Raw genomic sequence first — 22,096 nt, forward strand, 5'->3', positions numbered from 1 at the left:
AACGCAACAGGTTGTAAGGGTCGGCGCGGCATAAACCGGAGCGCGGCATTATGGGTTAGCTCATGAGCAAGGGTCGCATAATAGGCCTCAGGACTGCGGAAGCTTTCAAAGGCTGGCATCTGCACATGATCAGACCCACCACTATAAAAGGCCCGATTGCCACCATGGCGAAGATCGGCACCAGTTGCCGCAAAGAATGCATCTGCATGCGCAATCCGCTCCACGCCATCGATGATGGGTTCCGGCTTGGCGTAATACTGCTCGGGCAAGCCTTCGATCTGATCGACGTTAAAAACGCTATATCCCTTCATGAACGGGATTTTACGCTCCTCTTCGGTGCCGTCGTCCTGCTCTTCGGTTTTGGTGATACTGTTGGCATAGACAACCAATGATCCGCGTTCGCCCTTGCGCACATTAGCACCAAGCTCTTTGGCCTGTTTGAAGGTCATCCAGTGGGGTGAGACATACCCCGCCTCAACACTGGCCGCCCACAACATCAACACATTAATCCCATTATAGGGCATGCCGTTATGACGGAGGGGTTTCACGATCCGCCCCTCCATGTTGCGGGTGCTCCAAGGCTTCAGCCAAGTGAGCTCACCCTTTTCTAAATCAGAGATGATTTTGTCTGTTACTTTCTGGTAAAAATCTTTTTTCATTGTCTTTTCTTCCTCTTGTTTAGTTGGTTGCGCATGCAACCGAACTAGGCCCACGCCAATGAGTGGGGGGGGAGGCTGTCAAAGACCGAAAGCGGCGGAGGGGGATCACCTGTCCTGCACGACGAGAGCAAAGCGAACAAAGGAAGGATGGGGAGACCGCCGTATTCGCCCGCAGAGAAACGAAGGGCTTGGTCTTGATAGCGATGGGGTCACTAGACCCCCAATCGATAAAGAAAAACCGCGAGCCCAATGGGGCTGACAGTTTACTTACTGTGCAAGGGATGGAAGCCGACTGGCCGAGACGGTTGGCTCGGTTCACGACAGCCTGGCCCGAAGGGGGCACTGGGAAAGAATTTCACCTACTAGCTTTCAGGTTGTGCCTTTGGGTGATGGCATGTGAGAAACATGAGCTCATGTTTGTTTTGGTGATCGAAGAAAAAACAACTTCATGCATGACGTAACCATATGATAAGTTGAAGAACAATTTAAAAGAGTTAAATATGGCGAGCAGACCCTACCTCCAAAAATCGATCAAAGAGCTTGAAACTCTTTTCTCCCAGCAAGGTATTGATGCCTCTGTCCTCTCCAAATTAAAGGAAGAACTTTCGTTTCGAAGCACCCAAAGGGCGAAGACGCTTGAAGAAAAAGTGATTAAGGCGACTCAAGACTTTCCAAAAAAAGAAGCCAAAGGGGAACAATGGCGTATTTCCGAAACTCCAACACAGATGACCTTAGAGTTTCCACCTGAAGAACAGGCAAATCCTGTTTTGCAGAAAACTACGTTAAAGCGCAGCGATCTTGGCCCCAAACCAACCGTCGCAAACGCCCCACAAGATATACTTCGTGCATGGACCGCCCTCGAAGTGCTTTCGCCACAAGGTTACAAGAGAGAAGCTGACTTGGCTGCTGGTGATAATTCGAAGATTGCCCGTTTTGATGAAAGAGACCTGCCTTGGAACTTGGGCGAAAAATCCCGACCGAAGAAACGCCTTTACTATGAGCTCATTCTAGGCGCTGTCGCCCTCGCGCCTGCGGTTGAAAAACTCCTAAAACTCTATTCCGATGATCGACCTGACAAGCCAAGCATGAATGGGTTTTGCCCGATTGCCAGCATAGTGCTCGACAAGGAGGGAAGGCCGCTTGAAGAAGATACTTCTGCTGCAATTTCAAGTTTCGCATGGGGCGTGCCAATTGCCTTGCAGGGTGATCTAAGGAGCCTTGCGGATTGGCCGCAACAAGAAAGGCAACTTCTTGCCAATTTTCGAAAGCGCTTGATTAAGCGCGACCGCAATGACGACGTTGTTCCACTGACAAAGCAACACATAAGAGAACTTTTTGATCATCTGGTTCAGGCGCTGAACTTAACGGGCCATGAGATCAAAGCGCCTTATTTCGCATTGCGCCGCTTTGAGTTTTTCGCCAGCAAGATACCGCCTGAGCCTGGATTGTTGAACTCATTCTTTCTCGAAGATCTATCTCAAGCTAGAATTCTTGAGGGCAAGAATTGTCTGCCTCATGCACTTAAGCATTACCTTGGGGTCGCCACACCATCAGAGCAAACAGACTTGTTGGAGGATGACGCTGGGTTACAACAATTGCTTCAGCCAGCCCTAACCCCGCTGGGCAGATGGCCGGGCAACGGCCGCTATCCTCTTGCGTTGCTTCAACAAGCTGCCGTTAACGCCACGGACAAGCAGCTGATGAAGACTGGAATTCTAGCGGTCAATGGCCCGCCAGGCACGGGCAAGACAACGCTACTGCGCGATGTTGTGGCAGCACGGATAATTGAGCGTGCGACGGTTATGAGTGAATTCAAAAGGCCAGCCAGCGCATTCACGCCAACAAATCAAAGCCTTCAGCGCAGCGGCGCAAAGATCATCCTTCATAAGCTGGATGAGCGTCTGAAGGGCTTCGAAATGGTTGTGGCTTCATCCAACAACAAAGCGGTCGAAAACGTTAGCGCAGAACTGCCCGCGCTGGATGCAATCGCGCAAGATGCCCCAAACCTTCGGTATTTTAAGAGCATTTCAGACAAGGTTCTTGGTCGCGAAAGCTGGGGAACAATTGCAGCCGTGCTGGGCAATTCTTCAAATCGGTATCTTTTCTCACAGGTGTTTTGGCGTGATGAGGAAAATGGGCTTTCCACCTATCTCAACCACGCCAGCGGTTTGCCACAGGTTATTTCAGAGCCACAGGAAAGCGGCCCGCCGATCAGACGCAACCGCAAAATCGTCGATAGCGAGAACCCGCCTGCGAATGCGCGCGAAGCACAAGCACGTTGGGAGATAGCACGGGTTGATTTTACAGAGGCGCTCAGGGCTTCGGTAGAAACACAAACAGCTCTTCAGGAACTACATAAATACGTTGTTCGGGTCGTAAATGTTACGGCAGAGCTTGAGAGTTTGGAAACCAGAATACCTTTGTTTGAAGAAGAGACCAAAGAACTCGGAACAGCGATTGCAGATGCGCAGGAACATCTTAATCGCGCAAATGAGGCGCTCAATAAAAGCGAACGGACGCTGCAAAACAGTCTTGCGCAGCGACCAGGTTTGTTTGCTCGCCTGTTTCGAACGAGACGCTCTACGGAATGGCACCTTCACCATGAACAGCTTTCAACGGCTACCTCCGATGATAGAAGCAAAGCAACTTCGCGCAGATCGGAATTTGAAGAAATTCGAGCGCAGTTATCAGTAAAACAAGAGCGCCTCTCAGAAGCAATGGCTCAGTTCGGGAAGATTCAAAAAGAAAAAGCATATCTGGAAGAACAAATTGAAAATGCCAAAAGACAGTCTGGGCGTCCCTATCCCTGATGCAGAATTTTTCGCTCTAGCGCATGAAGACATTCAGGTGGCCAATGTTTGGTTTGACGAAACCGAGCACCGCTTGCGTGATCGAGTTTTCGAGACGGCCATGGCTCTGCACCGAGCATTCATCGACTGCGCGGCTGATCCGCTTCGGCAGAACTTGTCCATTTTTACTGAGACTTTTGGAACCCGTTCCTTTGGTACTCCACAAAAGGACGCTTTGATTGGCGACTTGTGGTCCTCATTTTTCTTAGTTGTTCCAGTGGTCTCAACAACTTTTGCTTCTGTTAACCGAATGTTCTCGCGCTTGCCTGCCGAAGCGCTTGGCTGGTTGCTGGTCGATGAAGCAGGCCAGGCTCTCCCGCAAGCAGCTGTCGGGGCAATGATACGAACGAAAAACTCTGTTGTAGTGGGCGATCCGTTACAGATTGAGCCCGTGGTCACGCTTCCAAAAACCCTAACCGAAGAGATTTGTGGGTACTTTGGAATTGATTCGTTGAAGTACAATGCGCCCGACGCTTCGGTGCAGACCGTGGCAGATGCTGCAAGTATGTATTGCGCACGCTTCCCGATAGGAAGTGGGCACCGGGATGTAGGCGCGCCACTCTTGGTACATCGCCGCTGTGATAGCCCTATGTTCGACATTTCAAATGAGATCGCCTATGCAAACCTGATGGTTCAGGCTAAAAATCCGTCTGGCGAGGTGCCTGTCCTTGGTCCTTCTTGTTGGATCGACGTTGTCGGAAAGCCAGGGCCAGACAAATGGTGCGCGGACGAGGCAAGTGTTCTCATTGATCTGCTCCGCAAGCTACGAGACGCTGGCGAATACCCTGATCTCTATATCGTGACGCCTTTTGTGATCGTGCAGAATAATCTCCGCCAAGAATTACTCAGAAGCGGCGTGTTAGATGGTTGGGTCAAAAACTCAAACGCATGGGTTTGGGAGCATGTTGGCACTGTTCACACTGTGCAGGGGCGCGAGGCCAAGGCAGTGTTCTTTGTACTCGGCGCACAAGGTGTTTCGCAAAACGGAGCGCGCAATTGGGCAGGGGGAAGGCCGAACCTCGTCAATGTTGCAGTTACCCGTGCACAGGCATCGCTCTATGTGATTGGTAACCGTGAGCTTTGGAGGTCGGCGGGTGTCTTTGCGCTGCTAGATCGATTTCTCTAGCCTTACAGATTCTATTGAGATTGGTCAGGTCTGTTAGGTGGACCGCCGCTATTCGCTCCCCACGACATGGAGAACGGTCAGTCGAGGTAGAATGCGGGTCTCCACTCAGATACCAAGCGAGTATAAGCTAGGACTGCGGATAGTCCCTTTGATAAGTCCATATAAATAAAAGAAAAAAAGTATTGATTCACCTATGGTTGAAATTGCAAGATAGACACTACTGTGTTCGCCAGCTTTAAGGCTAGCATTAATAGCCTAGGCTCAGCGATAAAAGGAGGTTTTTCTGTCGAATATTTCACCAAATGACATGCTTGATATCGTTTCAGGCGACCCAGATGAGCTTGATGTTCACTTGCAGTTGGTTGAGCGTGACATTTCTATTGAGGGATGCAGTATTCGCGTACACTGCCACTGCCTTACGGTTGATGGAAACGGTCGAGTGCGGCCACAACGGTTGGCTGAGTTCATGCGTAGCGCCATTGTAGATTATGCGATACCTAAGACGCGATTGGATGAAGCTCGAGCTAGAGACTTGAAGTTCAAGTCTGGCAGCGCTGTGTCCGCACTTCACCACGAAGCACTCGGTGCGTTTACTGATCTTAGCAACACTGGTGAAGGTGGAGAAATGCTGCTATTTTTATTAGCAGAACGTTTTCTAAAACTACCTCAGGTTTTGTGCAAAATGGACCTGAAAACCGACTCCCATATGCATTACCATGGTGCGGATGGAGTCTATGCGTCAGTGACAGATGACGGATTGCTCAAGCTGTATTGGGGTGAGTCAAAAGTTTACGGTGACGTGACCGCCGCAATTCGAGAATGTCTAGCTTCACTTGCTCCTTTTCTCAATGAATCTGATCATGAAGGCTCGTCGCGGGAACGAGATCTTATCCTTCTAAGTGATAAGGCCGATCTCAATAACCCAACTCTTACGGCCGCTTTTAAAAAATACTTCGATAGAAAATCATCCATGTCAAATAGAGTTCAGTATTGTGGCATTGCACTTATCGGATTTGATGCGAAATTTTATCCGGAGGACGGCATTAAGGCAGTCGCTGATGACATTGCTCAAGCTGCTAAAGATGAAATGAAAAAATGGCTGAAAAACTTGGAGACAAGAATCTCAGTTGAAAAGCTTGAGACGTTTGATTTGGAATTTTTCTGCGTGCCAATTCCTTCTGCAGAAGGATTCAGAGATGCCTTTCTTGAGGCACTTGGGTTAAAATTATGACGGAGATCGAATTTTTAGATTGGCTCACATTTGAGGCACTCCGTGAGGAAATTGAAAGACTAACTCAGGTCACAGTGGCTACTGAGCTTACCAACCTGAAGGCGACTTATTCTTGCAATGACGCACAGAACGAATTTGACTGGGGGCGATTGTTGCTAGCCGGAAGCATGCTAGCGCGATCTTCGCAACGTGAGCATCAAGAAGCATCGCTGCGGATCGCAACTGCCGCTGTTGCCTTGGACACAGACAGCTCTGTTCGTGATGCAGGGGCAATGCTCCTTGATAAGCTTTCAAATCATCGTGCAGTCGTGCTGTCCCAAGAGCGCGGTCTCGTCGCTCCTAACCTTGAAGCGAGATTAGGAGTGTCTATGAGGATTGAAGCCTACAAAAGGAAATTTGATGACTCAGTGTTGGTTGAGGCAACTGGTAAATGGCTTGGTGTCAACGAATTCCAGAAGGAGTTTTGGACAGGCGCGTCTTCCGAAAATTCGTGGCTTTCGGCATCGGCACCCACTGCGTCCGGCAAGACATTTCTCGTGCTTCAGTGGTTATTGGACCGGCTTATAACCACTGATACTAGTGTAGTAGTTTATTTGGCCCCGACGCGCGCTCTTGTCACCGAAATCGAGGCTAGTCTTAATGATCTTCTCGCTGACGACAAGACGATCAACGTAACTTCATTACCTTTGGCAGAAAAATACTTATCAGCTGCTGCAGGTGTTACAAAAACTATATTTGTTTTTACCCAAGAGCGACTTCATTTACTGGCTAATATTCTTAGCGACGAGCTATCCGTCGATCTTCTCATCGTCGATGAAGCTCACAAAATCGGCGACAATCAAAGAGGTGTCATTTTACAAGACGCTATAGAGCGAATCTCTAGAAGCAATCACAAGATGAAAGCGGTCTTTGTCAGCCCTTCAACTCAAAATCCTGACGAGCTGCTTCAGGATGCGCCTATTGGTACAGATCGTGTCTCTGTTGACAGCGATATTCCAACTGTTCTGCAAAATGTCATCCTGGCGCAACAAGTGCCACGTAAGCCAAAAGAGTGGGCCCTCGGTTTAGTTAGTGGCGATTCTTCAATACCCATTGGCGTGCTGCAACTTGCTAATAAGCCCGCTGGTTTGAGAAAAAGGTTGGCTTTTATTGCCGCCGCTGCGGGCGCGCGCGGAGGAACACTGATTTACTGCAATGGAGCTGCAGAAGCTGAAGAAATTGCCCTCCTGATCAGCCAACTGGATATTAGGGAGAAAACAGATGATAAAGAGCTTCTGGATTTGGCTGATCTGGCGCGGAAGGGTGTGCATAGAAGCTATCAGCTTGCTCCACTTGTGGAGCGTGGAGTAGCTTTTCACTATGGTAATATGCCTGCGCTTATTCGAGTGGAAATCGAAAGACTTTTCAGGATTGGGAAAATTAGGTTTTTAGCGTGTACATCGACCCTCATAGAGGGTGTCAATCTCTCTTGTCGAACTATTGTTGTTCGTGGCCCGCGTAAGGGCCGTGGGAATCCAATGGAGCCCCATGATTTTTGGAATCTCGCCGGGCGAGCTGGACGATGGGGAAACGAGTTTCAGGGAAATATCATCTGTATCGATCCGAACGACGAAAGTGCATGGCCCATTGGTGTGCCAAAACGGTCTCGATATCCAATTCAGCGCGAAACAGACGCAGTGATGACCTCAAAGGATGGCTTGGTCGAGTACTTGGATGGTCGAGATATCGAAAGTTTAAGCGACCTTGAGGGTGCTGAGCACTACGAACAAGTAGGCGCTTACCTGCTAGATACCTATCTTCGGTTGGGCTCACTTGCAAACGCAGGTTTGGCAAAACGTCATGATTCCAAACTCTTGGAAAAACTAGATGCTTGTCTTGAGCGGATGGCGAGGAAGATTGACATACCTGCTGAACTTTCGATCAGGCATCCTGGTGTCAGTGCTATTGGACTCCAACGGTTACTCGATCTATTCAAGAATTACGAAGGTGACGTTGAAAATCTGCTGCCTGCTCCTTCGGAGAGTGTAGATGCGTATGATAGATATGTTACGGTGATGAGGCGCATCAACTCTAGTATTTTTCCTGTTTTTTTGCCAGATGGTCTCGTTCCTTTGCATGCACTCATCGTAGTCGAGTGGTTGAAGGGACTATCACTCGCTGTCATTATCAGAAAACGTATTGAGTACCACCAACGAAACAATAAGACGTTCAAGCTGGCCGTGCTCATTCGAGATACTATGGATATCGTAGAGCAGACTGCGAGATTTAAAGCGCCAAAGTATATTTCAGCATATATGGACATTCTTCATATGCATCTCTTGGAGATTAAGCGAGATGACCTCATCGATGAGGATTTTGATATTGGAGTTGCGCTAGAGTTTGGCGTCTCAAGCACAACACTGCTTTCGTTGATGGAGTTGGGTCTTTCGCGCATGACGGCTGTCGCATTATACGAAAAGATTTCTAAAGACGATCTAAGCAGAGATGGTTGTGTCAGATGGATAACCGATCATGCCCCAAATTTTGAAGGTATGGACTTGCCAAATATCATCGTCCGAGAGGTTTTGGAAAGAGTTCGCCCTCCAAGATCGCTGCAAGAGCAATTTACCGACTAATCGAGTAAGGAGATAACGAATATGCCAGCAAAGCCCGTTAAGATTGGTTCACTATACTTCAAAAAGAAAGGCGACGCAGCGCATTATTTAAGGGAAATGCTGTACAAATACGATCTAGGCGACAAGGTATCCAAAGATGACTCTACAATACTTAGAGACTTGATACTGATGCACCCGGAGTGCGAAGAAAAGACTGGCTCTGGTATTGAGAGCTTTAGTGTTCGGTCGGCCGACTTTGGGACAAGGTGCTTTTGGGTGAACAGAACTGACGGAACGACCGAGAAATTTTCGGTTGGGGCTTGTTATTAAGAAATTGCCTCAGCTCATTCGATATGATTTTTCAACGGAACGGCTGCACAAAATCTTCCTTCCATGGATGATTTCGACGAAGTTGTCTGCATGATGTTTGGCACGTGCGGAGTAGCAAAAGCGCTCTCTTAATTGGCGCTTCAATAGGTCGTTGCATGCATGGTCGGGTGCAGGTTGGAGAGGCAAATCTCCGGCTCCTGCGAGTGGGATTACAGGGGGCGCGGTAGCCCTATGTTCGGGTTCAGCCTCGACAGGCTGACGGCATCCAAACCGCGAAGGGTTGGGCTGGGGTCTTGGGGGCAGGAACGCCCTTAAGTCGATGGGTGCAGGGAGAGCGAAGTCTCCCGCGCGGGATCAAACACCGATATGTTTGTATGGCCATGAAAGGCTCAATGCCGTGTCATGACCATTGGCTGTGGGGGATAAAACGGGGGAGCGCAGCAGCCCCCTTTTCAAGAGGTGTGGTACTACCACACACATCTTGCGATTAACCTTAACTCTGTCTTGCGAGAAAACGCGCCCGTTTTTAGGTGGCATCTAAGGTTCAATTGACCGATGTTGGCTATATTATTTCTTGTCTCGGAGACGTCACCTTGCACTTTCCTGCGTCGGTTAACTTTGAACAAAGTGACGTGCTGAACGCTCGCGTGCGAAGGGTTGATGGCGAGTATCTCATATCGATCAGCAGTAACTTCGATCCAACCATAAACGCGGTGATGGCAAGGTTGGTAACGTCAGCTGATGTGCTGCCTTGGTTGCTGCTCGACAGCCTTGAGCGGCCCAAAGGCGCTGAACTGCTGTCACGGCTTTGTATGGAATTTATTCTTGCGCATGAGCATGGCCATATTATCGGAGGGCATGTCGATCAATTGGCCTTAGAGAAGGCCGGAACGGACGGAATATCGGAATTCAATGTGGTCAGTCGCGATGATCAGCACGCAACCTACGACGAGCGATCCCAGGCGTGGGAATATGAGGCGGACACAATCGGAGCAGCGTTGCTCGATAAACAAATTGATGAACTGATAGAGGCGGTGAAATCTCAAAATCTCGCGGACAACGAACGGACGTTCTTAGGTGCGCCAGAAATCGCGGTAGAGCATGTTGGTGCGCTTGCCATTGCGGCACTCTATGTGTTGTTCCGTCTAATGCGGAAAACCAAAGATGAACTGATCTTGGTTGGCCACCATCCTGATCCGTTAGTGCGAGCCTTTACGTGTCGAGATGTTATCAGCCATAGATTGATGCAACGCTACGATTTTGATCGAGGCCGCTTCAGAGAAATGATGATCTATCATCTGGAGACGTTTGACTGGGCAATCGAAGACCTAGGCTATGCAGCGTCTCAAATGGCCGATGATGATGGCGTTAATCAAGTGAATGACTCATTAAAGAACCTTGCAAAGCTGCAAAGCAAATATCATCATGTCACGAATAATACGCGATGGGCAAAATGGTCTATGTCACAAATCTGATATTGACTTTGTGCACCTCAAATTTGGAACTGTCCGGTTCCAGTTGTGCACTTTTTTCTATATCCGTTGGTATCGTCTTGTCATTAGATACGATAACCACAAACGTATGATAGCCCGCGTCATTGTTTTCTCGTAGCCCGATTGGATTGCCGAGTTTATCGCGTGGAAGGAGCTGTGGGCTTTCTGATACGCTTCCCTTTAGGTTTCGGCTATCGGCTCCAAGTGGAAGACAGTGCCATTGCCCTTCATATTTTTGGAAGGCTTTCGCCGTACCCCTTATTTCCGTTGTGAGCTCAAAGCAAAACCGTTGCGTCAGCCTGATCGTATCAGGAACTAAGATGGTTTCATCATCCCGTTCAATCAGGCCTAGGTCTGATTCCAGCTGAACTATACTTAGGTCGCCGATTATGGCGTTTGCATCAACGAATTGATCCCAAGCCGATTTTGGATTGATCTGGAAAAGGCTGGGAGCAAACTTCTGGGCTAAATCAAAATGGTTCTCTACCAGCCATTTGTGCATCAGCAGAGCTTTTGCCGCTGAGATGTTGCCCCTCCGAAAGTTTGACGAGTAATCTGTTCCCACCGCAGGCAGTCCGACAAAAGCTTTGTCGATCAGCTCCAGGATCGTCACGCCGGTCGCATCGGCAACACTGCTGACTGCTTTAAAAAGTTCTTTGTTGAGAGGGGCACGGTCCTCTTTTGAGAGCTTTTGCCAATCGATATCCTCAGAAATTTTTCTGCCCTCAATACCTGTTCTTACCAGCACTCTACCTGATGTTGCGCCCTTGGATACCCCTTATTGTGCCAATGCACAGACATAGTTCTGTTAGATAGTGCTTTGAGATATAGGACTTATATCCTATAATGTTCACTTTATGTTCTCACGTGTGGTGCGTGAAGAAAGGAGGGATCAACAAAGCAACAGCCCACGAGGTAGAAACGACAACGCCATGCGTGACACACCCCCAAACTCCAGCCCAAAGATAGATCCGCCGACGCTGACAATCGATTGGGATGCGTATCTGCCCTTCTTTGAAGATGCAGAAATATCTGAGGACGAAAAACGCGAATTGATCGAGACCCTTTGGTCTATCGTTTTGAGCTTCGTTGATCTGGGCTTTGGTATCCATCCTGTCCAACAGGCTTGTGGAAAAAATGACGATGCAAAGGGTGATGCGTGCTCTGATCTGCTATCATCAATCATAAACGAGCATTCAGCAAAGGAGGACCCGTGGAAGGATCAGTAAATCAAGAACAGGCCGTAATTTACTGTCGGGTCTCGTCACGAGCGCAGGAGTCAGATGGTCATGGGCTACAAAGCCAAGAAACCCGATGCCGCGAATTTGCAGACTCCAAGGGCCTCAATGTTGCGGCGGTTTTTCCTGACACCATCACAGGTGGCGGCGACTTCATAAAGCGCCCAGGCATGGTTGCTTTGTTGTCATTCCTTGATGCTCAACCCGATACGCGATTTGTAGTGATCTTCGATGATCTCAAGCGCTTTGCACGCGATACACGGTTTCATCTGGATTTGCGCGAGGCCTTCCGTGCGCGGCGCGCAACTATCGAATGCCTGAACTTCAAATTTGATGAAACGCCAGAAGGTGAATTCATTGAGACGATCATGGCAGCCCAAGGTGCGTTGGAGCGCAAGCAGAACGGACGGCAAGTCGCCCAGAAAATGAAAGCCCGTATGCAGTCCGGTTACTGGGTGCATAATGCGCCTGTTGGATATCGCTACAAGACCGTGAAGGGGCATGGCAAATTGTTGATGCCTGATGAACCACATGCAAGCGCGGTGCGCGAAGCGCTAGAGGGTTTCGCTGCTGGACGCTATCAAACGCAGGCGGAAGTGAAGCGTTTTCTGGAAACGAAGCCTGACTATCCCCACAACATTCAGGGCCAAGTACGAGACAAGCGTGTCTCTGACCTGCTGAGACAGCCGCTCTATGCTAGTTATGTATGCAGCGAAGTCTACGGGCTGAGCTGGCTCAAAGGTCAGCATGAACAGCTCATTTCGATGGCAACATTTGATCGGGTACAAGAACGCCTAAAAACCACTGGTTATGCACCAGAGCGCAAAAACACTGGCGAGGACTTTGCTCTGAGGGGTTTTGCAACCTGCGGCGATTGTAACGCGTCTCTGCGATCATCTTGGTCCAAAGGTAAGTACAAAAGTTATCCATATTATGCCTGTCATACCAAGGGCTGTGACAGCTACGGAAAATCCATCCCACGTGACAAGCTTGGAGGTGCCTTTGGTGAGGTTGTCAAAACACTTGAGCCCAGTCCAAAGCTCTTCGCTTTGACGAAGGCTATGTTCCGGCAAGCATGGGATGCACGACTGGATCAGGCGAAGGATGCGAAGCGCTCGGCGCAGCGTCAGATCGTCGATGTTGAAAAACAAATCGAAACTTTGCTTGGTCGGATTATGAGCGCGAGCAACGCCGCCGTGATCTCTTCCTATGAAGGCAAACTCAATCAGCTTGAAAAAGAGAAGGCTCGTATGCGGGAAAATGTCTCCAAAAGTGAGCCCAAAGCGGGCAGCCTTGAGGAGATGATAGAACTCTCTTTGAAATTCCTCTCAAGCCCTTGGAAACTATGGGAAAGCGGAGATTTTACACTGCGCAGAACGCTGCTCAGATTGGCCTTTACAGAGGGCTTTGCGTACCATCGAAATGGGACACATAGAACACCTCAAAAAGCGTTGCCCTTCAAGGCTTTGGGCATGTTTTCTGGGGGTCAAATAGTTAATGGTGCTGCTGGAGAGAATTGAACTCTCGACCTCTCCCTTACCAAGGGAGTGCTCTACCTCTGAGCTACAGCAGCGCCGTGAGCGGGCTTCTATGCATATTCGCAGATGGATGCAAGAGCGTCTGGACGCTTTTTTTCGACTAAGTTAGACACGCTGTATGGCAGAGAAAAATAAACCTTCCGGTAACCGATCCGAGGCCTCTCGCGAGGACCGCCTGAAAGCGGCCCTGAAGGCAAACATGGCCCGACGCAAGGCGCAAGCCAAAGCGCGGTCCGCACAAAAAGACGACGCCTCGGGCGACGCTAAAGGATAGAGCAGATGGATTCGATTTTGGTAACTGGAAACGGCCCGCTGAACGGGGCGATTCCAATTGCAGGGGCCAAGAACGCCTGCTTGACACTGATGCCCGCGACGCTGTTGAGCGAAGAACCGCTGACGCTGACAAACGCCCCCCGGCTGAGTGACATCCGCACGATGACCTCTCTTCTGCAATCGCTGGGCGCAGAAGTCACCGCCTTGCAGGACGGCAAGGTCCTGGCGATGTCGAGCCATGCGATCGACAACCACACGGCCCATTACGACATCGTCCGCAAGATGCGCGCCTCGATCCTGGTGCTGGGGCCGTTGCTGGCGCGGGACGGACACGCAGTTGTCTCGCTTCCGGGGGGCTGCGCCATCGGGGCCCGGCCGGTGGATCTGCACCTCAAGGCGCTGGAGGCGATGGGCGCGGAGCTGGACCTGCGCGATGGCTATGTTCATGCCAAGGCGCCAGGCGGGCGCCTGCATGGTGGCGTTGTCGATTTCCCGCTGGTGTCGGTCGGGGCCACGGAAAATGCGCTTTTGGCGGCGACATTGGCCAAGGGCACCACGGTGCTGAAAAACGCCGCGCGCGAGCCGGAGATTATCGACCTCGCCGAATGCCTCATTCGCATGGGCGCCCAGATCGAGGGGCACGGCACCAGCACGGTCACCATTCAGGGTGTTGAGCGGCTGAACGGTGCGACCCACCCGGTTGTCACCGACCGCATCGAGCTGGGCACCTACATGCTGGCGCCGGCAATTTGTGGTGGCGAGGTCGAACTGTTGGGGGGGCGCCGCAACCTGCTCGAAGCTTTTTGTCAGACCCTGGAACAGGCCGGGGTTGAGGTGACCGACACTGACACTGGCCTGAAAGTGACCCACAAGGCCGGGCGTGTGAAGGCGGTGGACGTGGTCACCGAACCCTTCCCCGGGTTTCCGACCGACCTGCAGGCGCAGATGATGGCGCTGATGTGCACCGCTGACGGGGTCGCGACGCTGGAAGAGAAGATCTTTGAAAACCGTTTCATGCACGCGCCGGAGTTGATGCGGATGGGGGCGCAGATCGACCTACAGGGGGGCACCGCCAAGGTGACAGGGGTTGACCGGCTGAAAGGTGCGCCGGTGATGGCGACAGACCTGCGGGCGTCGGTTTCACTGATCCTGGCGGGACTGGCGGCCGAGGGTGAGACCCGGGTCAGCCGCGTCTACCACCTGGACCGTGGGTATGAGCATGTTGTGCGCAAGCTCTCCTCTGTTGGGGCAAAAATCGAACGGATCAAGGAAAGCTGATGACCGATGCCTCCTACGATGACGGGCGCGAGCGGCCGCTGAACCTGGGCGCGCAGGACACTTCGGATCTGGAGGTGATCTCGGCGCTGGCGCAGGATGCGGTCTTTCCAGCGACAGAGATGTCCTGGCGGCCGTCCTCCCGCCGCTTTGCCATTCTGCTCAACCGGTTCCGCTGGGAGGACCGCGAGGCCGCTGCGCGCCGGGGCCGGGAATTTGAACGGGTCCAGTCGCTGCTGGTGGTGGACAACGTTCTGGGGGTGGCCTCGCAAGGGGTGGACCGGAGCGACCCCGATATCATCCTGTCGCTGCTCTCGGTCAGTTTTGAACCGGCCGAGGATGGCGCCGGGCATGTGCACCTGACGCTGGCCGGGGACGGGGCAATCCGCCTGTCGGTCGAGGCAATCGAAGTCACACTCAAGGACGTGACGCGTCCCTATCAGGCCCCGTCCGGACGGGTTCCACAGCACGGGGACTGACGGAGTGGCTTGAGGACTGCGGAACGGCGGTTTAAGCAGGGCCAAACCTTTAAGGAGGCCGCGATGCCCGTTTTCCTCGACACGTCGGACAGCACTTTCGAACAGTCCTTTGCGACCTTGCTGAGCGCAAAACGTGAGGACAGCCCCGATGTCGATGCCATCGTCGCGGAGATCATCGCAGATGTCCGCACCCGTGGCGATCAGTCGCTGCTGGAGCTGACCGCGAAATTCGACCGTCTGTCGCTGCCGGACACCGCATCCCTGCGGATCACCGAAGCGGAGATCGACGCCGCCATCGCAGATGTCCCCGCCGCTGAACGCGAGGCCCTGGAATTGGCGGCCGCCCGAATTCGCGCCTATCACGAACAGCAACTTCCCGAAGACAAGAGCTGGACCGATGCGGCGGGCGCCACCCTTGGCTGGCGCTGGTCTGCGGTGTCCGCTGCGGGGCTCTATGTGCCGGGCGGGCTTGCCAGCTACCCATCCTCGGTGCTGATGAACGCCGTTCCGGCCAAGGTCGCAGGGGTCTCGCGGCTGGCCGTGACGGTTCCGACCCCCGACGGCGAGATCAATCCGCTGGTTCTTCTGGCCTGTCGCATCTCCGGGGTGGACGAGGTCTACCGCGTCGGCGGCGCCCAGGCGATTGCGGCGCTGGCCTATGGCACCGATACAATCGCCCCCGTGGACAAGATCACCGGGCCGGGCAATGCGTTTGTCGCGGCAGCCAAGCGGCGGGTCTTTGGCAAGGTTGGCATCGACATGATCGCGGGCCCCTCCGAAATCCTCGTTATTGCGGATGCGGACAACAATCCGGACTGGATCGCCCTGGATCTGCTGAGCCAGGCCGAGCACGACGAAAGCGCACAGTCGCTTTTGATCACCGACAATGCGGCCTTTGGGCAGGCGGTTGCAGAGGCTGTTGAGCACCGCCTGAAAACCCTGCAGCGCGGCCCCATCGCGGGGGCGAGCTGGCGTGACTTTGGCGCGGTGATCGTGGTGCGTGATCTGGAAGAGGCGGCCGAGCTGTCCAATCGGATCGCGCCCGAGCACCTGGAACTCTGCGTCGCTGATCCCACAGCTCTGAGCCAGAAGACAATCCACGCCGGGGCGATCTTCTTGGGGCAATTTACACCAGAGGCCATCGGCGACTATATCGGCGGACCAAATCACGTGCTGCCAACAGCACGGTCGGCGCGGTTTTCTTCGGGTCTGTCGGTGATGGATTTTCTCAAGCGAACCACCTTGAGCCAGATGACCCCGGACGCCCTGCGCGCCATTGGTCCGGCAGCGGCGACCCTTGCAACGAGCGAGCGGCTCGAGGCGCATGGCTTGTCGGTTCTTGCCCGCCTGGACGCGCTCAACCGCTAGGGTGAAACTGATATAACCATTTGAAAACAAACTAAGGCTCAGCTCGGCGGGCTGCCCTCCGCGAAGCTGAGCCTGTTGTTGGCTAGAACGCTGCGTCGATCGCTGAGCCTCCAAGCACAGCACCATCAAGCGCCCTCTTGGTTAATAGAGTATTGATGCCAAATCGCATCAAGCGGGTTTTCGGACTGCCTCCATGCGATTTTACGCAGCGTTGACGTGACACTTGCGCATTGATTGCGCAGGGTTCAGCCACCGTCTCGATTGTGCGCGCGGCTGTGATCCGCTAGGTCAGTAGTTGAGATAGATTTGGGACCAGTGCCATGAGCCGGATCAGCCATATTGAACTTGATGACCGCAATCTGCCGCCGCCGACGGCGGAGATCGAGCAGGAACGCAAGGTGGCCATTTTCGACCTGATCGAGGACAACAGCTTTGTCCTGCCTGAAAAAGAGGGCCGCAGGGCACCGGATGGCCCCTATCATCTGTCGCTTTCGATCCGCGAGAAACGGCTAGTCTTTGACATCCAGACGGAAACCGGCGCCCCTGCGGCGGAATTCCATTTGTCGCTTTCTCCGTTTCGGCAGGTGGTGAAGGACTACTATCAAATCTGCGAAAGCTACTTCAACGCAGTCAAGAACCTGCCCCCCAGCCAGATCGAAACCATCGACATGGCCCGGCGAGGCATTCACAACGAAGGCAGCCGGGTTCTGCAGGAAAGGCTGGATGGCAAGGCTGAAGTCGACACGGATACCGCCCGCAGGCTGTTCACGCTGATTTGCGTTCTGCATTTCGGAGGCTGATGCGTGGAATTCTTGCCGCAGTCCATCCTGTTCTGCTGTGACCATAACGCGGTGCGATCCCCCATGGCCGAAGGGATCATGAAGAAACTTTACGGATCCGGGACTTACGTCCAGTCCGCGGGCGTAAAGAACGACCTCGAAATAGACGGTTTCTGCATCAACGTCTGTCAGGAGATCGGCGTTGAGCTGTCCCGCCATCGCTCCCGGTCGTTTGACGAGATGGAGGAATGGGGCGACGATATTTCCTCCTATGATCTGGTAATTGCCCTGTCCCCGGCCAGCCAGCGCCGTGCCCTGGAGCTGACCCGGTTTTTTCATCTCGATGTCGATTATTGGCCAATTATGGACCCTACCGGACTTGGAGAAACACGGGAAGCCAAGCTAGTAAGCTACAGGCAAACCCGAGACCAGATCCTTGAGCGGCTGATCGCACGCTGGGGCAACCCGACGGAGACTTGAATGAACGATACCATTGCCCGCTATTTCGCGGCTTTTAACGCAGGCGACACAGATGGGATGATCGACTGCCTGGCCGAAGATGTCGCCCATCACGTGAATGAAGGGAACGTTCGGGTCGGAAAAGACAAATTCGCCGCGTTTTGCGCGCATATGTCGCGCTGCTATCAAGAAGAGCTGACAGATCTGGTGATCTTTGCCAATCCAACCGCCACCCGCGCCGCGGCGGAATACACCGTGAACGGCACCTATCTGACAACCGACGAGGGCCTGCCGGAAGCGCGGCAACAGACCTATAAACTGCCAGCCGGGTCATTTTTCGATTTGCGTGATGGCCTGATTACCCGCGTCACCACCTATTACAACCTCGCGGATTGGATCAAACAGGTTTCGGCCTGATGTCCTTGCGGATCGAGCTGCTGACGGGGCGCGCGCTGGAGGATGTCGCGCGCCTCAGGATCGAGGTGTTTCGGGCCTGGCCCTATCTCTACGATGGGGATCTGGCGTATGAACGCAACTACTTGCACAGTTATCGCGACAGCACAGGGGCGGTGGTGATCGGCGCGTTCGACGGTGATCAGCTGGTCGGCGCGGCCACAGGCACGCCGCTGGCCGATCATTCAGAGGATTTTGCCGCAGCATTTTCCGGCAGCGGGCTGGATCTGGGCAAGATCTTCTATTGCGCAGAATCCGTTCTGTTGCCCGAGTTTCGCGGCCGGGGCGCCGGGCACGGCTTTTTTGATGCGCGCGAAGCCCATGCGCGCAAGCTGGGGTTTGAAAAGGTGGCCTTTTGCGCGGTGCAGCGACCTGCGGACCACCCCCGACGACCTGCAACCTACAGACCGCTGGATGCGTTCTGGCGAAAGCGCGGGTATGCCCCGCTGCCCGGTGTCATCGCTGAATTCTCCTGGAAGGATCTGGATAACGAAAACGAAACCAGAAAGCAGCTGCAATTCTGGATCCGGGATCTGTGATACCTTGGGGCTAAATCCAGAACGCATCTTCGCACTTTTCCCACCGCACGGAATCGGCTAGCTGCTAGGGAACGTTGCGTATCGGAGACCCCAACATGAAGATCGCCACCGCCGCCTATCCGCTCGACTGGCTCGACAGTTGGGCACAATACGAAGACAAACTGGCCGCTTGGGTCGCTGACGCTGCCAGCAACGGTGCGGATCTTCTGGTGTTCCCCGAATATGGCGCAATGGAGCTGTCGACCCTTGATGGCGTTGAGGTTGCAGGCAACCTTCAGGCCTCGATCCAATCCGTGTCGGACAAGATGGAAGATGTCGCAGCGCTGCACCTGAAACTTGCGGCCGAATATGGGGTTCATATTCTCGGCGCCTCTGCACCGTTTCATGGCGGCTTTGCCAAACCTGTCAATCGCGCGGAGTTCTACACTCCCACCGGCAAGCGGGATCATCAGGACAAGCAGATCATGACGATGTTCGAGCGCGCGCCGTGGGGCATCGACGGCGGCGGGCCGTTGAAGCTGTTCGACACTGCCTTGGGCAAGATCGGCGTGCTGATCTGCTATGACAGTGAATACCCCTTGCTGGCCCATGCGCTGCGCGAAGCGGATTTCATCCTTGTTCCTTCGTGCACCGAGGCCCTGGCCGGATATTGGCGGGTCCGCATCGGCGCGATGTCCCGGGCGCTGGAACAGCAATGCGTGACCGTGATGTCATCCGTCGTCGGCCCGGCGGCCTGGTCCGAGGCGGTTGAGGAAAACACCGGCATGGGCGGCATCTTCGCACCGCCCGATACTGGCTTTCCCAGCACCGGCGTTCTGGCCGAAGGGACCCTGAATCAGCCTGGCTGGACCTATGCCGAAGTGGACCGCGAGAGAATCGCCGAGGTCCGTAAAAACGGGGTCGTGCGCAACAGAAGCCACTGGAAAGAGCAAGAAACCCGCCTGGAAGGCCTCGTTAACCAAGACTTGCTATAAAAGCGCCCTTGAAAATCAGGGCAAATGCGCTCATTTAAGCGCACATCCCGGTTTATCCGGGCAACACAGATATGGAGACAACATGGCCAAGGAAGATACGCTCGAATTTCCCGGTGTCGTGAAGGAACTCCTGCCAAACGCGACGTTTCGGGTCGAGCTGGAAAACGGCCATGAAATCATCGCGCATACGGCAGGTAAGATGCGGAAGAACCGCATCCGTGTCCTCGCGGGCGACCGGGTCCAGGTGGAAATGACCCCCTATGACCTGACCAAGGGTCGGATTAACTACCGCTTCAAGTAAGCGCGATCCTTCACCACGATCAGAGCCCGGCCTTTCAGCCGGGCTTTTGTTTTGCCAGCCACGCCGCTGCACCCTGTGCACCCTGTTGCGTCTCAGGGGTTTTCTGCTTTCCGTGACAGCACTAAACAGGGCGGCGTAACGACAGGAGTTCGGCAATGGCTTTCATTCTCGGTTCAGGCAGTCCGCGCCGGCTGGAGCTTTTGGCACAGCTTGGCGTGACCCCGGACGACATCCGGCCCCCCGACATTGACGAAACCCCATTGAAGGGGGAATTGCCGCGTGACTATTGCAGTCGCGTGACGCGGGAAAAGGTGCAGGCCGTCGCGGCGGACTCACAGGATCTGGTGCTCTGCGCGGATACCACGGTGGCCCTTGGCCGGCGCATCATGGGCAAGCCGCGCGACGCGGGCGAAGCCGCCGAATTTCTGTTGGCCCTGTCAGGTCGGCGCCATCGCGTGATCACCGCCATCGCGCTGCGGCGGGGCGAACAACTCTGGCAACGTGATGTGGTCAGCTTCGTCAAGATGAAGCGTCTGTCCGACGAGGAGCTGAACGCTTATCTCGCTACACGTGACTGGGAGGGCAAGGCCGGTGGCTATGCGATCCAGGGACCGGCGGGCGCGCTCATTCCGTGGATCAGTGGCTCATTTACTGGCATCGTTGGTTTGCCGCTGGCAGAAACCGCCACCCTGCTGCAGGCGGCGGGCTACCCATTGTACAAGGATAAAGCGCCATGAAAGGCACGCAGATCGTTCTGGACCACCTCGAAGGCCGCGAGGCCGCCGCGCTCATGGTGGATGGCGTGCTCGAAGATTTCCTGATTGCAGGCGATGCGCCGGCTCCCGGCACCATTTACCGCGCCCGGGCCGAACGCGCCATCAAAGGACAAGGCGGCATGTTTCTGACCACCCCGGATGGGCCCGCCTTCCTGCGGCAGGTCAAAGGGCTGGCGCCGGGGCAGCTGATGCTGGTGCAGGTGACCGGCTATGCAGAGCCTGGCAAAGCCCTGCCCACCACGCAAAAGCTGTTGTTCAAGAGCCGCTATGCGATTGTCACTCCCGATGCGCCGGGGCTGAACATCTCGCGGTCCATCCGCGACGAGGACGAACGTGACCGGCTGATGGAGATCGCGCATGGCGAAATGGGCGAGGCCCCCTATGGGCTGATCCTGCGGTCCGCCTGTATTGGTGCGGCCCCGGAGGAGATCGCCGACGATATTGCCGCGATGCTGACCGCGGCGCGGCAGGTTCTGGACGATACCGGCACCGAGACAGAAATCCTCTATGAGGGCGAGGCGCCCCATCTTCTGGCCTGGCGCGAATGGACCGACCCGGCCCAGGTCGAAACCGACGATGGCAGTTTCGAGCGCTGCGGTGTTCTTGACGCGCTTGACGTGGTTCGCAGCGGTCGCATCCCGCTCGGTAGCGGGGCCTATCTTTATGTGGAACCCACGCGGGCGCTGATCGCGGTGGACGTCAACACCGGCAGCGACACGTCTCTGGCTGCCGGGGTCAAGGCCAACCTGGCCTGTGCCCGCGCCTTGCCGCGCGCCCTGCGTTGTCTTGGCCTGGGTGGGCAGATCGTGATAGATGCGGCGCCGATGCCGAAAAAGGACCGCCGCCCCGTCGAAAGCGCCCTGCGGGCCGGTTTCAAATCCGACCCCGAAGAGACGACATTGGTCGGCTGGACCACTCTTGGCCACTTTGAACTTCAACGAAAGCGGGGCCGCCTCCCACTGACGGAGATTCTGTCATGAGCTGTCCAATCTGTCGCAAACCAACAGAGCATTCTTTCCGTCCCTTCTGTTCCAAACGCTGCGCTGATCTTGACCTTTCACAATGGCTGAGCGGCGGCTACGCGTTGCCCAGTGCCGACCAAGAAGACCTTGAAAACGCTCTGGAAGAAGCAGAAAAACGCGGCCCCACCGAACATTGATGATTTTCTTTCAAAAAGGCTCTGGACACTGCATCCCACAGCGCCTAGAAGGCCTCCACCCAAGGCGTGATGCCTTCCGGTGCCCGGGTAGCTCAGGGGTAGAGCAGTGGATTGAAAATCCTCGTGTCGGTGGTTCGATTCCGCCCCCGGGCACCACAATCACTTCCAGTTGTGGTCTGTAGTTTCTTCTAATAGCCTGAATT

Annotated in this window: 22 protein-coding genes and 2 tRNA genes; 21 read left to right on the plus strand and 3 right to left on the minus strand. The window is 54.0% G+C overall.

What is annotated here, in order from left to right; translation table 11 throughout:
• Positions 1 to 659 (minus strand): ArdC family protein (locus TRIHO_RS04355; protein WP_068240746.1); only part of this gene is annotated, 659 nt, incomplete at its 3' end.
• A gap of 500 nt (positions 660 to 1,159) precedes the next feature.
• On the opposite strand from TRIHO_RS04355, the gene TRIHO_RS04365 reads away from it, so the two are divergent.
• The 6 genes from TRIHO_RS04365 (at position 1,160) to TRIHO_RS04390 (ending at position 10,264) form a co-directional block, all read left to right on the plus strand.
• Positions 1,160 to 3,469 carry a hypothetical protein gene (locus tag TRIHO_RS04365; protein ID WP_068240750.1) on the plus strand — a complete coding sequence of 770 codons (2,310 nt, stop codon included), beginning with the start codon at positions 1,160 to 1,162 and terminating at the stop codon, positions 3,467 to 3,469.
• Complete coding sequence (locus TRIHO_RS24035; RefSeq protein ID WP_068240751.1) at positions 3,435 to 4,634, plus strand: DEAD/DEAH box helicase; 1,200 nt, start codon at positions 3,435 to 3,437, stop codon at positions 4,632 to 4,634. Before TRIHO_RS04365 ends, TRIHO_RS24035 begins: the two co-directional genes overlap by 35 nt.
• A 307-nt stretch (positions 4,635 to 4,941) precedes the next feature.
• Positions 4,942 to 5,865, plus strand: a complete 924-nt coding sequence (locus TRIHO_RS04375) for a HamA C-terminal domain-containing protein (RefSeq protein WP_068240752.1) — start codon at positions 4,942 to 4,944, stop codon at positions 5,863 to 5,865.
• Positions 5,862 to 8,480 (plus strand): DEAD/DEAH box helicase, encoded by a 2,619-nt coding sequence (locus TRIHO_RS04380; protein WP_068240753.1) that lies wholly within the window; start codon positions 5,862 to 5,864, stop codon positions 8,478 to 8,480. The genes TRIHO_RS04375 and TRIHO_RS04380 overlap by 4 nt, the downstream gene beginning before the upstream one ends.
• A gap of 96 nt (positions 8,481 to 8,576) precedes the next feature.
• On the plus strand, positions 8,577 to 8,789 hold the full coding sequence (locus tag TRIHO_RS04385; RefSeq protein ID WP_232367713.1) for a DCL family protein: 213 nt from the start codon (positions 8,577 to 8,579) through the stop codon (positions 8,787 to 8,789).
• Positions 8,790 to 9,337: 548 nt separating this feature from the next.
• Entirely contained in the window at positions 9,338 to 10,264 is a 927-nt protein-coding gene (locus TRIHO_RS04390; protein WP_131811174.1) for a M48 family metalloprotease, read from the plus strand.
• On the opposite strand, the gene TRIHO_RS04395 is transcribed toward TRIHO_RS04390, so the two are convergent.
• Positions 10,248 to 11,030, minus strand: coding sequence for a hypothetical protein (locus tag TRIHO_RS04395; RefSeq protein ID WP_106406150.1), 783 nt, complete (start codon positions 11,028 to 11,030; stop codon positions 10,248 to 10,250). The genes TRIHO_RS04390 and TRIHO_RS04395 overlap by 17 nt on opposite strands.
• Positions 11,031 to 11,214: 184 nt before the next feature.
• On the opposite strand from TRIHO_RS04395, the gene TRIHO_RS04400 reads away from it, so the two are divergent.
• Positions 11,215 to 11,511 (plus strand): hypothetical protein, encoded by a 297-nt coding sequence (locus tag TRIHO_RS04400; RefSeq protein ID WP_068240759.1) that lies wholly within the window; start codon positions 11,215 to 11,217, stop codon positions 11,509 to 11,511.
• Positions 11,496 to 13,040 carry a recombinase family protein gene (locus TRIHO_RS23120; RefSeq protein ID WP_082705018.1) on the plus strand — a complete coding sequence of 515 codons (1,545 nt, stop codon included), beginning with the start codon at positions 11,496 to 11,498 and terminating at the stop codon, positions 13,038 to 13,040. Before TRIHO_RS04400 ends, TRIHO_RS23120 begins: the two co-directional genes overlap by 16 nt.
• Here the strand turns inward: TRIHO_RS23120 and TRIHO_RS04415 are convergent.
• A tRNA-Thr gene (locus TRIHO_RS04415) sits at positions 13,019 to 13,093 on the minus strand. The genes TRIHO_RS23120 and TRIHO_RS04415 overlap by 22 nt on opposite strands.
• Before the next feature lie 244 nt (positions 13,094 to 13,337).
• Between TRIHO_RS04415 and murA the strand changes: the two genes are divergently transcribed.
• From murA to TRIHO_RS04480, 13 genes are all read left to right on the plus strand, one after another.
• The gene (gene murA / locus TRIHO_RS04420; RefSeq protein ID WP_068240762.1) at positions 13,338 to 14,609 is read left to right on the plus strand and encodes a UDP-N-acetylglucosamine 1-carboxyvinyltransferase; all 1,272 of its coding nucleotides are present in this window, start codon (positions 13,338 to 13,340) and stop codon (positions 14,607 to 14,609) included.
• Positions 14,609 to 15,085, plus strand: a complete 477-nt coding sequence (locus TRIHO_RS04425; protein ID WP_068240763.1) for a DUF2948 family protein — start codon at positions 14,609 to 14,611, stop codon at positions 15,083 to 15,085. The genes murA and TRIHO_RS04425 overlap by 1 nt, the downstream gene beginning before the upstream one ends.
• Positions 15,086 to 15,148: 63 nt before the next feature.
• Complete coding sequence (gene hisD, locus TRIHO_RS04430; protein ID WP_068240765.1) at positions 15,149 to 16,453, plus strand: histidinol dehydrogenase; 1,305 nt, start codon at positions 15,149 to 15,151, stop codon at positions 16,451 to 16,453.
• A gap of 320 nt (positions 16,454 to 16,773) precedes the next feature.
• The gene (locus tag TRIHO_RS04435; protein ID WP_068240767.1) at positions 16,774 to 17,253 is read left to right on the plus strand and encodes a UPF0262 family protein; all 480 of its coding nucleotides are present in this window, start codon (positions 16,774 to 16,776) and stop codon (positions 17,251 to 17,253) included.
• A 3-nt stretch (positions 17,254 to 17,256) separates the two neighbouring features.
• Positions 17,257 to 17,712 carry an arsenate-mycothiol transferase ArsC gene (locus tag TRIHO_RS04440; RefSeq protein WP_068240769.1) on the plus strand — a complete coding sequence of 152 codons (456 nt, stop codon included), beginning with the start codon at positions 17,257 to 17,259 and terminating at the stop codon, positions 17,710 to 17,712.
• Complete coding sequence (locus tag TRIHO_RS04445; RefSeq protein ID WP_068240770.1) at positions 17,713 to 18,108, plus strand: ketosteroid isomerase-related protein; 396 nt, start codon at positions 17,713 to 17,715, stop codon at positions 18,106 to 18,108.
• Positions 18,108 to 18,683 carry a GNAT family N-acetyltransferase gene (locus TRIHO_RS04450; RefSeq protein WP_068240771.1) on the plus strand — a complete coding sequence of 192 codons (576 nt, stop codon included), beginning with the start codon at positions 18,108 to 18,110 and terminating at the stop codon, positions 18,681 to 18,683. The genes TRIHO_RS04445 and TRIHO_RS04450 overlap by 1 nt, the downstream gene beginning before the upstream one ends.
• Before the next feature lie 95 nt (positions 18,684 to 18,778).
• A complete protein-coding gene (locus tag TRIHO_RS04455) occupies positions 18,779 to 19,657 on the plus strand; it encodes a carbon-nitrogen hydrolase family protein (protein WP_068240772.1) in 879 nt (292 codons plus the stop codon).
• Between the two features lie 82 nt (positions 19,658 to 19,739).
• Complete coding sequence (gene infA / locus TRIHO_RS04460; protein ID WP_005620785.1) at positions 19,740 to 19,958, plus strand: translation initiation factor IF-1; 219 nt, start codon at positions 19,740 to 19,742, stop codon at positions 19,956 to 19,958.
• 155 nt (positions 19,959 to 20,113) lie between these two features.
• A complete protein-coding gene (locus tag TRIHO_RS04465) occupies positions 20,114 to 20,695 on the plus strand; it encodes a Maf family protein (protein WP_068240773.1) in 582 nt (193 codons plus the stop codon).
• Positions 20,692 to 21,714 (plus strand): ribonuclease E/G, encoded by a 1,023-nt coding sequence (locus TRIHO_RS04470; protein ID WP_068240774.1) that lies wholly within the window; start codon positions 20,692 to 20,694, stop codon positions 21,712 to 21,714. Before TRIHO_RS04465 ends, TRIHO_RS04470 begins: the two co-directional genes overlap by 4 nt.
• Complete coding sequence (locus TRIHO_RS04475; protein ID WP_068240776.1) at positions 21,711 to 21,893, plus strand: DNA gyrase inhibitor YacG; 183 nt, start codon at positions 21,711 to 21,713, stop codon at positions 21,891 to 21,893. Before TRIHO_RS04470 ends, TRIHO_RS04475 begins: the two co-directional genes overlap by 4 nt.
• A gap of 81 nt (positions 21,894 to 21,974) precedes the next feature.
• Positions 21,975 to 22,049: transfer RNA gene (locus TRIHO_RS04480), tRNA-Phe, on the plus strand.
• Positions 22,050 to 22,096: the final 47 nt, after the last annotated feature.

It is taken from the genome of Tritonibacter horizontis (assembly GCF_001518015.1).
GTDB classification, from domain to species: domain Bacteria; phylum Pseudomonadota; class Alphaproteobacteria; order Rhodobacterales; family Rhodobacteraceae; genus Epibacterium; species Epibacterium horizontis.